This window comes from Gaetbulibacter jejuensis (assembly GCF_039524015.1).
Classification (GTDB): Bacteria; Bacteroidota; Bacteroidia; order Flavobacteriales; family Flavobacteriaceae; genus Gaetbulibacter_B; species Gaetbulibacter_B jejuensis.
In genome coordinates, this window is sequence record NZ_BAAAGF010000001.1 from 1,434,964 (window position 1) to 1,448,456 (window position 13,493).

Annotated in this window: 13 protein-coding genes; 6 read left to right on the forward strand and 7 right to left on the reverse strand. The window is 32.5% G+C overall.

What is annotated here, in order from left to right; translation table 11 throughout:
- The first annotated feature begins 48 nt into the window (after positions 1-48).
- From ABD011_RS06385 to ABD011_RS06395, 3 genes are read left to right on the forward strand one after another with little or no spacing between them, the layout of a single operon-like run.
- On the forward strand, positions 49-1,959 hold the full coding sequence (locus ABD011_RS06385) for a LysM peptidoglycan-binding domain-containing protein (protein ID WP_343796716.1): 1,911 nt from the start codon (positions 49-51) through the stop codon (positions 1,957-1,959).
- Between the two features lie 41 nt (positions 1,960-2,000).
- Positions 2,001-2,549 carry a DUF922 domain-containing protein gene (locus ABD011_RS06390; protein ID WP_343796718.1) on the forward strand — a complete coding sequence of 183 codons (549 nt, stop codon included), beginning with the start codon at positions 2,001-2,003 and terminating at the stop codon, positions 2,547-2,549.
- A 3-nt stretch (positions 2,550-2,552) separates the two neighbouring features.
- Positions 2,553-2,780: a DUF3820 family protein gene (locus ABD011_RS06395; protein ID WP_343796795.1), complete on the forward strand. Its 228-nt coding sequence runs from the start codon at positions 2,553-2,555 to the stop codon at positions 2,778-2,780.
- 3 nt (positions 2,781-2,783) lie between these two features.
- Here ABD011_RS06395 and ABD011_RS06400 read toward each other — a convergent pair whose 3' ends face one another.
- The 6 genes from ABD011_RS06400 to ABD011_RS06425 all read right to left on the reverse strand — a co-directional run bounded on the left by ABD011_RS06400 (position 2,784) and on the right by ABD011_RS06425 (position 8,192).
- A complete protein-coding gene (locus ABD011_RS06400; RefSeq protein WP_343796720.1) occupies positions 2,784-3,329 on the reverse strand; it encodes a YfiT family bacillithiol transferase in 546 nt (181 codons plus the stop codon).
- 11 nt (positions 3,330-3,340) lie between these two features.
- Positions 3,341-3,904, reverse strand: coding sequence for a hypothetical protein (locus ABD011_RS06405; RefSeq protein WP_262731930.1), 564 nt, complete (start codon positions 3,902-3,904; stop codon positions 3,341-3,343).
- Between the two features lie 19 nt (positions 3,905-3,923).
- Positions 3,924-4,346 (reverse strand): DoxX family membrane protein, encoded by a 423-nt coding sequence (locus ABD011_RS06410; RefSeq protein WP_134198830.1) that lies wholly within the window; start codon positions 4,344-4,346, stop codon positions 3,924-3,926.
- Positions 4,347-4,419: 73 nt separating this feature from the next.
- Positions 4,420-6,687 (reverse strand): TonB-dependent receptor plug domain-containing protein, encoded by a 2,268-nt coding sequence (locus ABD011_RS06415; protein WP_343796725.1) that lies wholly within the window; start codon positions 6,685-6,687, stop codon positions 4,420-4,422.
- Between the two features lie 37 nt (positions 6,688-6,724).
- Positions 6,725-7,624, reverse strand: coding sequence for a FecR family protein (locus ABD011_RS06420; RefSeq protein ID WP_343796727.1), 900 nt, complete (start codon positions 7,622-7,624; stop codon positions 6,725-6,727).
- Positions 7,625-7,676: 52 nt separating this feature from the next.
- Complete coding sequence (locus ABD011_RS06425) at positions 7,677-8,192, reverse strand: RNA polymerase sigma factor (RefSeq protein WP_335974398.1); 516 nt, start codon at positions 8,190-8,192, stop codon at positions 7,677-7,679.
- A gap of 96 nt (positions 8,193-8,288) precedes the next feature.
- Here ABD011_RS06425 and ABD011_RS06430 point away from each other — a divergent pair, with 96 nt between their 5' ends.
- The 3 genes from ABD011_RS06430 (at position 8,289) to ABD011_RS06440 (ending at position 12,748) form a co-directional block, all read left to right on the forward strand.
- On the forward strand, positions 8,289-10,283 hold the full coding sequence (locus ABD011_RS06430) for a hypothetical protein (protein ID WP_343796730.1): 1,995 nt from the start codon (positions 8,289-8,291) through the stop codon (positions 10,281-10,283).
- A gap of 197 nt (positions 10,284-10,480) precedes the next feature.
- Entirely contained in the window at positions 10,481-11,809 is a 1,329-nt protein-coding gene (ffh, locus tag ABD011_RS06435; RefSeq protein WP_129758993.1) for a signal recognition particle protein, read from the forward strand.
- Between the two features lie 60 nt (positions 11,810-11,869).
- On the forward strand, positions 11,870-12,748 hold the full coding sequence (locus tag ABD011_RS06440; protein ID WP_131505715.1) for a bifunctional 5,10-methylenetetrahydrofolate dehydrogenase/5,10-methenyltetrahydrofolate cyclohydrolase: 879 nt from the start codon (positions 11,870-11,872) through the stop codon (positions 12,746-12,748).
- On the opposite strand, the gene rluF is transcribed toward ABD011_RS06440, so the two are convergent.
- The gene (gene rluF / locus ABD011_RS06445; RefSeq protein WP_129758991.1) at positions 12,745-13,491 is read right to left on the reverse strand and encodes a 23S rRNA pseudouridine(2604) synthase RluF; all 747 of its coding nucleotides are present in this window, start codon (positions 13,489-13,491) and stop codon (positions 12,745-12,747) included. The two genes, ABD011_RS06440 and rluF, sit on opposite strands and share 4 nt — an antisense overlap.
- Between the last annotated feature and the right edge of the window lie 2 nt (positions 13,492-13,493).

Below are 13,493 nucleotides of genomic sequence, written 5' to 3' on the forward strand. Positions count from 1 at the left end.
AAGCAGGAATCCTTAATCTTTTTGGATTAGGATTTTAAAGTAAATTATATGAAGAAACTTGTTTTAATAGCCATCATTTTTTTTGCAACATGTATTACAGCATTTGCACAAGATTTTAAAACACACAAAGTAAAACAAGGAGAAACTATTGAAGACATTGCCAAACAATATTTGGTAACACCTTTTGATATTTATGCTTTAAATCCTGATGCTAAAAAAGGCCTAAAGGTTAATACGGTTTTAATAATTCCTACTTCAAAAGTAAAAGAAGAAGATCTCACTACCGAAACTAAAGAAATTATTGGTTTTAGAACTCATAAGACCAAGCGAAAAGAAACGCTTTACAGTATTTCTAAGGAATACGATATTGAAATTGATGAGATTAAAAAGCACAATACCTTTTTATATGCCAATAATTTAAGAAAAGGCGATAAGCTAAAAATTCCTAGATATAAAACTGTAGTATCTAAAGTTACTATTGATAATAGTATCAAAAAGTATAAGGTTTTACCAAAGGAAGGAAAATGGCGTGTTGCTTATAAGTTTGGAATAACTGTACCACAGTTAGAAGCTCTAAACCCTAATATGAATGAGGTTTTACAACCTGGAGACGAGCTTAATGTTCCTAATATTTCTAATAATGAAGAAAAAGTAATTGAGGAAAATTACAATTACTATACGGTTTTAAAGAGCGAAGGTTATATGGCTTTAAACCGAAAGTTAGGATTAACACAAGAGCAGTTAGAAACTCTAAATCCTGAGCTTAAAGAAAGCGGTTTAAAACTAGGAATGGTGCTAAAAGTACCATCAGATGTTGATACTACAATATCAGCTAATGATGTAGCAAATACCAATTTGACGAGTCATCTTAAAAACTTCAATACTAAGCGTATTGCTTTAATGATGCCTTACCGATTGAATCGAATAGATATTGACTCAATTGCTGATGTGAAAAGAGCGATTAGAACAGACAGTCGTTTGTCTATCTCATTAGATTTTCATGCAGGAATGCTGTATGCTTTAGATTCGGCTAAACGATTAGGAATTTCTACGTATTTAAAAGTGTTTGATACTAGAGATCATGCTAGTGAGGTTACTAAAATTTTAAATTCAAATGACTTTTCAGATTATGATGCTGTAATTGGTCCATTAATGCCAGATAATTTTGATCGTGTAGCTTCAGATTTAAAACGCGATAACATTCCGGTGATTTCGCCATTTACAACACCAAAGAACTTATATGATAACGTGTATCAAACTGTACCATCTTCTGATTTGCTACAAAAAGCAATGATTAATTTTGTGAAGTTAGACACATTACCAAAACATATTGTTATCATTTCTGATGCTAAAAATAAAGCGGTTAGTAGCATGATAAGATCTGAACTCGCTGCATCAAAACAAATCTTTTCAAGAAAGGATAAAGACGGAAAAGACTCAAATTATATTTTAATTTCTGATTTGGATGGTGTTTTTAAACCAGGAAGAAATATAGTTTTTCTAGAAACCTCAAACGAAGCTTTTGCATCTAATGTTATAAGTATGCTTAATGGTATTCATAACGATGAGCAACAAATAGTACTTATGACTACTAATAAAAATAGTGCTTTTGAAGGTGAAAATATTTCAAACTACCATTTGTCTAACTTAAAGTTTCATTATCCTTCAGCTAATAAAACATTTAGCTCTTCAACTACAAATGGATTTGTGAATGCTTATAAGAGAGACCATAATGGTGTTGAACCTAACAAATATGCTGTAAGAGGTTTTGATTTAACTCTAGATGTGCTAATGCGATTAGCGTCTGAAGAAGACTTATTTGACGCTTCAGGAAGCGAGATAGAAACAGAGTATGTTGAGAATAAATTCCGTTATTCTAAAAAACTTTTTGGAGGTTACTTTAATGAAGCGGTTTATATTGTTAAGTACGACGATTTAACAATTGTAGAGGCTAAGTAAATACTTTATACTATTTAGAGTGTAACTAGCGTTTTAAAAACATGTTACAGCTTAAATCCATATTCTTATTTTTAAGTATTGTGTTATTATCTACTTCAAACGAGGTTACAATCTCTTGGAGAAATAACTACAAACTAAGTTGGGAACACTTTAAAGGTCAACCTCAAAAAAATACTGATGCTGTTGCTGTAACTGCGTCAGGAATTACATTTTCTTATAGTTTAAAACATAGAAATTCTGAAGTAATTGATTTTACAGCAAATGTTGAAGCACATTTTTATCCTGAAAAATCTTGGTATATAAAAGAGCGAGCCAACCAATATATTTTGGCTCATGAACAATTGCATTTTGATATAACTGAGTTGCATGTTAGAAAATTAAGACATCAAATAAGTCAAGTTAAGATTAATAATTTTCTGAAGAAAACATTGGATAGATTACACCAAAACAGCAATGAAGAATTAGCTAAAATGCAAAAGCGTTACGATACTGAAAGTCATAATTCAATAAACACCGAAGCTCAAACTAAATGGCAAAAGTTTGTTGCTAAAGAACTTGAAAAATACGAAGCTTATAAATCTGCAGATTAAGTGATACAACCCGATAAAGATTTTCTTATAAAATTAGCACATTACAAAATGCCTTACGGTAAATATGAAGGAAGAGACCTTGTTGATTTGCCTGAGTATTATGTGGTTTGGTATCATAATAAAGGATTTCCAAAAGGAAAGCTAGGAGAGATGCTTCAAACCGTTTATGAGTTAAAAATAAATGGATTGGAAGACCTAATTAGGAATATTAAAAAGCAATATCCTAAGTAGTTTTTAAAACTCACCTTTGTGCGCTAATGCTTGCTTAATATGCGCTGTATGATGGTTACTATGCCATGCGTAAATACCAATTGTTTCTTCTAATGAAAAACGTTTTCCATGTTCAGGATGAATAAACTCGCGCTTCAATTCTTCATTATTTAATGACTTAAGTAGCTTAGTGAGTTTGCTATGTATTCCTTTTAAGAGTGTTATACTGTTAGAAAGGTCATCATCAGTTGAATCCGGTAATTCAGCCCAACGGTTTTCGAGGTAAGGTTTTATGATTGGAGCGTCTTCGGTTAGAGCAAGCTTAAAACGAATAATACTATTTAAATGGCTGTCGCCACAATGATGAACCACTTGTTTTATAGTCCAACCATCTGGTCTGTAAACCCAATTAAGTTCTTCTTTAGTTAGGTTTTTAGTTAGTGCTTCAAGAGTGCTTGGTAGTTGTTCAATATCATTAATCCAAGATGTGATATGATCTTGGGTAATCAGTTCGGGCTTTTTAAAAGTCCCAATAGGATATTTTAGTTTTTGAAGTGCTTCAGTAGTCATAAGATTAAAAATTAAAATCGGTAACCAATTCTTAAATGTAAATTAACTGCTACATCACTAGTTTCAAGTATTCCACGATCAAAATCTTCAAGATAGTGAACATACCCAACACCTATTCCTGCTTCATAGGTAAAATGATTTCCAAGATGACGTCTTATTCCCCAAGTAGGAATTATTGAAATATCACTAATAAAGTTAATGTTATCTTCATTAGCAATGATAAACCAATCAGGATGATAGCTTGTTTTTATTGAAACAAAATTTCCGCTGTTGCCATCAGTTCGTCTAGATTTATCAGCTCTTTTATTTAAGTTATAATACCAACGAGGTTCTAAAGTGATTACAGGCGCAAGTAAAAAGCCATAAGAATCATAAATGTCATTTCCCCAAATACCAGCATCTAAACCTATTTCGCTTCGTAAAGCAATACTGTTTGAGAGCCTAGATTCATTATGTACCCAAATACCTAAAAAGCCAGTTTGTACACCAAAGGTAGATTTTTCTACACTAGTAGTTTGGGATTGCGTTGAGAGTGAAATAGTAAAAAAGGTTAAAATAAGTAAAGCTTGTTTCATTTGTTTATAGTATTGGGTGTTATTTAGAAATGAGTGTGTCTAATTCAAAATATTTTTCTTTAATAAGGCTTAATGCAAAAGCTGCTGCAGCTGCACTAAATACAGAATAATCCAATGCGCCTTTAACTCCTGTTGAAAATGTCATTGATAAGGCAAAAACTAATAATAGTATTCCGCTAAACTTGGCTATAAGTTCTGTTTTAAAACCAATAATTAGTAAGATGGCAAAAATAATTTCTAAAGCAGTGGCAAGTGTTCCTAATGCAGGAATTATTGCTTCAGGAAGCCAAGGGTTGATAAGTTGCGTGTACTCTAAAAAATTGTTCCAGTTTCCCCAAGTAGAAATAGACTCAGGCCACCACCCAAACCTATCAAAACAAGCTGATAAAAAACCTGCAGAAATTGCAAACCGAAGAAAAAGCTTAATGATTTTAGTATTCATAAATGTTGCGTCGTTAGCATGAGCAAGATAATGAAATTACTTGTCAATAAGTTTAAAATTAAAGTAATAAATGCTAGAAATGAATTCTGAAATTAACATTAGGAGTAATGCCTAACGACCTGTTTTTTATAGCAGAAATTTCATCGTTTTCATCAATGATATAATAACTGTTAATAGTGTTTACTTTATTCAATACATTCCAAATAGACAAGCCAATAATAGCATTGGTTGTGTTGCCCATTTTAAACGTGTAATTAGCAGAAAAATCAGCACGTAAATAGTCTTCAAGGTTTGAGGCGTTTGGTGAATTGTATTCAATAATATTGTTAGAAGTATTTTGAATAGCATCAGGTAAAGTTACTGGTTTTCCTGAGTGCCAATTTACACCTAAAGCGAGTTTTATGTTGTTGATTTGGTAAGTTCCTGCAAAAGTTAAAGAATGTCTTACATCAAGGTTGTTTGGAAATGTATTGCCATTGTTTAAGTCGTCAAAAGTGTAATCGTTTTTACTAAACGAGTAGCTCAACCAAGCACTTGTATTAGTAAACTGTTTGTTTATTAAAAAGTCAATACCTTTTACTTGATACCTTCCAATTGCATCAGTAAACTGATATTGGTTTTGAAACCCTTGACTTCTGCTTGTAATACCATCAACATCCTTAATAAATGCTTCAGCGCTTATCAGTAATTTATTTTTGTTATAATGAATTCCTGCAGAACCTTGCTTGCTTTTTATAATAGGAATATCAATATCGTTTGAGAGTACCCAACGTCGTTTTTCAATGCCTAAAAAATCGTTTTGAAGATCGATAATTTGTGACATGGTTTGACTTTTAAATTCTGCGAGAAACTCTAAACGAAAAAGATTACTAAGCTTATGGCTTACCGCTAAACGTGGTTCAGTAAATACTTCTGAAAGCTTGTCAATGTAGTTGGTTCTTATACCAATTCTGGCATAGGTGTTTTTGTTTCCTGAAGTAAACTCAGCTTCACCATAAATACTATGCGTTTGATTAATTTGTTTCGTGAAATTATGAAATTCAGGATTGTTAACGTCCTCAGAATTACTTACTACAACACCATTAAGTTGGTAGCCTGCGTGTATTTTTAAATTTGGGTCAATATGGTTGGTGGCATTTATTTTTAAAGTAAGATCGCTAACGTCATTTTCTTGAAGTAAACGTTGGTTGTTTGCCACATCATAATTAGTGGTGTTTAAGTTGTATTTGGAAAGATAAAGTTGAGCGGTTGTGGTTAATGAACTGTTCCAGTATTTTAAATATTCACCACCAAAAGCTAGATTGTTTTGTTTTAAGCTACTGCGTAATGTCTCATTCATATCGTCAGTCATGGTCTCTTCGTCATAGCTTAAATTGTTGTTTATGGTTAAAAAATTAAAACGAAGTTGATCAGTATCTGAAATATCATATAGCAGCTTTGTACTTATATCATAAAAATAAAAGGTTTCATTACTGGTAAGTGTATTGTTGGATTGGTTGTTTGATAAATCAGAATCCTGAAAGACACGTTTAAAGTATTGGTCGTAGGTTGGTGTAAAAATAAAATCGGTTATCGATCGTCTTGCTGAAACCTGAAGTTCGGTTTTTTTACCTAAAGGCACTTTGGCAAAACCATCAGCACTAATAAGGTTAAAACCTGTTCCTGCTTTAAATTTATGGCTTAATGAGTTGGATTGCTGAATGTCTATAACGCTAGAAATTCCATCACCAAACATAACACTAGTGCCATTTTTAGAAACATTAACGGTTTTGGTTAAATATGGATTGAATGCAGAAACCAATCCGAAAAAATGACCTGATTGGTACATTTTAATTCCATCCCATAAAATAAGATTTTCATCATGAGAACCACCACGAACATTAATATTTGATACTGTTTCATCAACACTTATAATACCAGGAAGCGCTTGTATGGTTTGTAAAATGTCAGGTTCGATTAATCCTGGAAGAATACCAAATTTTTCGGTTTCAATAACCACTTTACCATCACTCTTTTTCAAAATACCTTTAGTAAGGTAATTGTTGATGACTATTTCTTCTAGTTTTTGGGTAATGATATTGCTAAATGGACTTGAAGGTTTTGAAATAACTACACTATAATCATCAATAACGATGAAATCTAATTGTGTTTCGCGCTTTAGTTGGTCTAAAGCTTGTGCGAGTGAAAGTGTTTCGTCTGGTAAGCTAGCAGTTGCACCTTCAATAGTTTGATCTATGTAGTTAAAATGAATGTTGTAACGCTGTTCTAGAGCACTTAAAATATAAACAAGAGATTGAGTTTCTTTTGAGTTGTTTTGAGCCTTAATGCCAATAACACTCAAAAAAAATAAAGGTATGAAAAGATAAAAAACACCTTTTTTACTCACGCTTTAGTGTAATCGTATTATCCGTTTTTTTGTAAGTTAAATGTAAAGGTAAGGTAATAGATTTTAATGCATTTTCAATGTTATTGTGAGTAAAACTTCCTGTAAATAATTGAGAACTGTCTAAGTTAATAACATGAAAATTCACATCGTATTGACGCTCAAACTCTGCAATAACTTCTTTGTAAGGCATACTTTTAAAGTAGCTTTCATTGTTTAACCAAGACGGTTGTGTTTTAAGTTCTTTTTCTTTTTCAATTAGTTTTCCATTTAATAGTAAAAAACTTTCACCAGCATGTAGTTTTGTCTCGTTCCCTTTGTAAGTAACACCAACAAGACCTTCGTAACAAATTACTTCAAAATAGTTTTCTCGTTGCTTAACATTAAACTGAGTACCATAAACGGTTACGGTTCCATAAACTGTGTTAACATTAAAGCTACTTCCTTTTTCTACTTTAAAAAAAGCTTCTCCTTTTAAGTCTACAGTTCTGTTTTTATTCCATTTATGGGAATTGAATGTTATTTCAGAAAGTGAATTTAAAGCCACCGAAGATGCATCAGGTAGTTCAATTGTAGTTTTTTCAGCTAATTGCGTGTTAACCAATGTGTCTTGGTTAATGGTGAAAAAATAAATTCCAAAAGAAATAACAAATACAGCTGCAATACTCATAGCAATAGATAACCACTTTTTTTGTGGAGGTTGCTTTGAGGTGTTAATGTGTTGCATAACATTACTTAAAGCTTCAGAAGTGTTATATTCAGGAGCCTTAAAATGCTGCATGCCATTTGATAACTTTACCAAATCATCATAATCTTCAAGCTGTTTGAAAGCTTCAAGTTCATCAGAGGTTAAGTTATGGTCTAGCCATTTTTGTATTAAATCTTCTCGTTTCATGTCTTCAATTACAACTATATAACAGTTAGGTGTTAAAATATCCTACCCTTAATTACAATTCTTTTATATCTTCTCTAAGTTTTTTTAGTGCACCATAAATTCGTTTTTCAACAGCTTTTACCGAAATATCTAGTAATTCAGCAATTTCTTTAAAACGTTTTCCTTCAACTCTATTTAGTAAAAAGGCAGTGCGTTGTGCTTCGGTTAAGTTGGCGATGGCTTTTTCTAGTTTTTGTAAATATTCCTGTTCTTCCATTACAAAATCAGGAGACTCATTTGTGTAATGCTTAGGTTTAATTTGCTGATGCTTTAACACCACTTTTTGATGAGCAGCTTCATTAAGCATTAAATTATTTGCAGTCGTAAATAAAAAACTCTTTGCTTTATTTGAAGGAATCTTACCACAGTTTTGCCAAAGTTTAATAAAAGCTTCTTGTACTTTGTCTTTTGGGTTTAACTGTTCGCCAAATTTATAGTGTAAAAAGTTGTGCAGATTTTTAGCATGCTTCTCGAATATTGAAGTAAATAATGTTTCGTCACAAATATTGTCATGTAATGGTTTGGGCATACAGAAAAATTAAGATCATAAAATTATAAAATTAAAATATATGGTAGGTGTTTTTTAAAATCATCTGTTGTATAAATAAAGACAACCTATAGAATTATGAAAATTAAACATTTATTAGTTTTAGCCTTTTTTGTCCTAATAGCCCCAATTATGGTTACTTCTTGTCAGGATGAAGAAATTGAACCAAACCCAGAAAACGAAAACATTATCAACTCTGAAACAGCTCTTGTAAGCCTTATGCAATCTACTTCGGCTTATGATGGTTCAGTAGATGATGTTATGGATGAAGCCAATTGTTTATCTGTTAATCTACCTGTGACAGTTGTAGTAAATGGTATAACAATTACAATAAACACTCTTGAAGATTTAGGTCTTATTGAAGCCATCTACAATGAGTTTGATAATGATGATGATGTGTTGGAATATATTTTTCCAATAACTATTATTTTAAACGATTACACCGAAATTACAATTGAAAACCAAGAGCAGTTGCAAGAGTTTATTGATGAGTGTACTGCTGATGAAGACGTGATTGAATGTATAGATTTTCAGTATCCAATTTCATTTTCAATGTATGATACAAACTTTCAGGTTATAGATACAGTTGTTATTGGTAGCGATTTTGAATTATATGTGTTTTTACAAAGTTTAGAAACCTCTAATAGTGCTGTTGTTCTAGCAAGTTTAAACTTTCCAGTTACAATGGTTTATGCTAATGGAGATACAGTTGAGGTTAATAGTAATCAAGAACTTGAAGCTGCTATAAATGCTGCTGAGGAAGAGTGCGATTATGATGATGATGAGGATTGCACACTACAAGAAGTGTCTGAAGCACTACAAGATTGTCATTGGGAAATCGCGTCTTACAATGGAGACGATAATTTCATAGATTTTGATTTAGTATTTGGAGGTGGTGGAGCCTTACAAATTAGTGAAGGTGATTTAACCGAAGTTGTACTAGGTAGCTGGAATTTAGAATCTACAGACCAAGGTATTGTATTGTCAATAGAGCAACTTACAGCTTTTTCACAAGATTTAGGTGGAGATTGGTTAGTTGTTGATTGTGCTGATGACAGATTTGAACTTGTTAGAACAGTTGAAAACACAACTACCGAAATTGTTATGGAAATCAACTGTGATGATAATCAAGTTAGCTGCGACTTTCAAGATGTAAGAGATTACTTAGTGGCTTGTCCACAAATACCAGCTCTAAATGGTTATACTCCATCATTTACAACATTTACATTTCATGACTCAAATGAAATATCTACTCTATATGAAAACGATCTTTTATATTCTGGTACTTGGGATATCGCAATGATTGAAGGTGAGTTAAAGGTATTTATAAACTTTAACGGACTTGAGGATTACAATGGAGAATATGCTGTTGTAGAGTGTAATGAAGACTCGTTAGTATTACAGCAAGGTGAAGAGGTATTAGTGCTGACCCAGCAATGTACAAGTGACAATCCGTTTGAATGCTTTTCAAATACAGAATATGTAATCTGTGATAATGAAGAGCCTTTTAACGACGGAATAGCAACTTTTGATTTATATGAGATTTTCCCAAATTGTAGTAATGATAATATAGAAATGACATTTCATGAAACATTAATGGATGCAGAAACTGGAGTAAATGCTTTAACCTCGCCTTATAGCAATGTTGTAAGTTCTTCACAAACAATATATGTATCAGCAACATTGGCAGGTGGGAATACATTTGAAATTTTTGAAGTTAATCTTGTTGTTGAAGATTGTGGTCAAACTTGCTCAGAGCAAGATGTAGATGCATTTCTTTTAGATTGTACTTGGAATGTAGTAAACTACAATGGTAGTGATAATTTAATAGTTTGGAATCTTGATTTTGAGTCGTCAAATAATATTGTGGTTATTTATACTGAAACTGCAACTATAGATGCAACGTGGACGACCTCTCAAACAAACGATGGAGTTATTATTGAGTTTTCTAATGTAGCAGGATCAGATATTCAAGCTATAACTGGCCAATGGCTTGTAGTAGAATGTGAGGAAGATAGGTTGCAGTTACATCGAGAAAATGATATAATGGTTATTGAAAGAACATGTGATTGAGTCTTTATACATGTTGAAAAACCTCGTGTTTTTTAGTTTTTAGGTTAGTTAAAAAGGATTGTAATAATTTTACAATCCTTTTTTCGTATAGAATTATTGCTAATACTTCCTTAATACACTACAAATTCTTAACTTTGCAACTTTCTAAAAAGCATTGAAGTTTTTTACCGATATGTACTTAAAAAGTAGAGAGATATATGTTTAATAATTTAAGTGATAAGTTAGATAAAGCGCTACACGTATTAAAAGGTCATGGTAGTATTACTGAGGTTAATGTTGCTGAAACCCTTAAAGAAGTAAGACGAGCGCTTTTAGATGCCGATGTCAATTTTAAAATTGCTAAAGAATTTACGAATAAAGTAAAGGAAAAAGCATTAGGTCAAGACGTATTAACAACGTTACAACCAGGACAGTTAATGGTTAAAATCGTTAAAGACGAATTAACCGAACTTATGGGTGGAGATGCCGAAGGTATTAACCTTTCAGGAACACCAAGTGTTATATTAATGTCAGGTTTACAGGGTTCAGGTAAAACAACTTTCTCTGGTAAACTTGCCAATTATTTAAAAAACAAAAAAACTAAAAAGCCTTTATTAGTAGCCTGTGACGTGTATCGTCCTGCAGCAGTAGATCAGTTGCATGTAGTAGGTGAACAAATAAATGTTGAGGTATATAGTGATAAAGGTAACCAAGATCCTGTAGCTATTGCGCAAGCTGGTATTGCTCACGCAAAAGCTAATGGACATAATGTGGTTATTATAGATACTGCTGGTCGTTTAGCTGTAGATGAAGCGATGATGACCGAAATATCAAACATCCACAAAGCCATTCAGCCACAAGAAACATTATTTGTTGTAGATTCTATGACAGGTCAAGATGCTGTTAATACAGCAAAAGCATTTAATGATGTTTTAAATTTTGATGGTGTAATTCTTACCAAGTTAGATGGTGATACACGTGGTGGAGCAGCTATTTCAATTAAGTCTGTAGTAAATAAACCAATAAAGTTTATTGGTACAGGTGAGAAAATGGAAGCTATTGATGTGTTCTATCCTTCTCGTATGGCAGATCGTATTCTAGGAATGGGAGACGTTGTGTCACTTGTAGAAAGAGCTCAAGAGCAGTACGACGAAGAGGAAGCAAGAAAACTTCAAAAGAAAATTGCAAAAAACCAATTTGGGTTTGATGATTTCTTAAAGCAAATTCAGCAAATCAAGAAAATGGGTAATATGAAAGACCTTATTGGAATGATTCCTGGAGCTGGAAAAATGATGAAAGATGTTGATATAGATGATGACGCTTTTAAAGGTATTGAAGCAATTATTCATTCTATGACACCAGCTGAAAGAACTAACCCGTCAATAATAGATGCAAGCCGAAAAAAACGCATAGGTAAAGGTTCGGGAACCTCGGTACAAGAAGTTAACCAATTGCTTAAGCAGTTTAACCAAATGAGCAAGATGATGAAAATGATGCAAGGTGGTGGCGGCAAACGTATGATGCAAGCTATGAAAAACATGAGGTAACTCATGTTTTTTTATTTCAAATAAGATTACAAATAACAACAATACAACACAACTAATAACATGACAATTCTAGACGGAAAAAAGATTAGTAACGATATCAAAGATGAAATTGCTGCTGAAGTAAAAAAAATGAAAGCTAAAGGAGAAAAAGTGCCTCATTTAGCGGCAATTATTGTTGGTAACGATGGAGCAAGTTTAACTTACGTAGGAAGTAAAGTAAAAGCTTGTGAACGTGTTGGTTTCGAGTCTACTTTAGTTAGAATGTCAAATACAACTAGTGAGATTGAATTGTTAGATAAAATTGAAGAACTAAATGAAAATCCAGATATTGATGGATTTATTATTCAGTTACCACTACCAAAACAAATTGATACTCAAAAAGTGCTTTTAGCTGTTGATCCTGATAAAGATGTAGATGGATTCCATCCTGCAAACTTTGGTAAAATGGCATTGGATATGAGTACTTTTATTCCTGCTACACCTTTTGGCATTTTAGAATTGCTTGATCGTTATGGTGTTGAAACCAAAGGAAAACACACTGTTGTAATTGGTCGTAGTCATATTGTTGGAAGACCAATGAGTATTTTAATGGGACGTAAAGGTTTCCCAGGAAACTCAACAGTTACATTAACACACAGTCATACAAAAAACATTACACAAATTACTTCTCAAGCAGATATTATCATTTCAGCATTAGGAGTTCCTAATTTCTTAAAAGCAGAAATGGTTAAGGACGACGCTGTTATTATAGATGTTGGTATTACTAGAGTTCCTGATGAGTCTTCTCCAAAAGGGTATGTGATTACTGGTGATGTCGATTTTGAAAATGTAAGTAAAAAAGCAAGTTATATTACACCTGTTCCTGGTGGAGTTGGTCCAATGACTATTGCTATGCTACTTAAAAATACTTTATTAGCTAGAGAAAGACATGTGGGTTAAGGTCTCCTTTTTTTAGATTGAAATGTTTTGGTTGAACCTTCTAGTAACTCATTAAGTTCATCCATTTCATTTTGAGTAAGTTCGCGATAACTCCCAATAGGCATATCTAGCTTTATATTCATAATACGTGTACGCTTTAAGGTTTGTACTTCGTAATTTAAATACTCACACATTCTTCGTATTTGTCTATTTAGACCTTGTGTTAGAATAATTTTAAATTCGTAGGTGCCAACTTTAGTAACCTTACATTTTTTAGTAACTGTATCTAATATTGGTACACCATTGGACATTCTATTAATAAAAGTTTGAGAAATAGGTTTATCAACCGTAACAACATACTCTTTTTCGTGGTTGTTGCTAGCTCTTAATATTTTGTTTACAATATCACCATCATCTGTAAGTAGTATTAATCCTTCACTTGGTTTGTCTAAACGACCAATTGGGAAAATACGTTTATGATAGTTGATAAAATCGATAATGTTATCCTTTTCAACACGAGTATCTGTAGTGCAAACAATACCAACAGGTTTATTAAACGCTAGGTAAGTAAAAGACTTTTTTTTGTTTTCTACAAGTTTGCCATCAACATGTACTTCGTCATCAGGACTAACTTTTGTTCCCATTTCTGGTACTTTACCGTTTATAGTAACTCTACCAGCATCAATAAGTTTATCAGCTGCTCTACGAGAGCAATAGCCAACTTCACTTAGGTATTTATTAAGACGTTTAAGATTATCTTCCATAG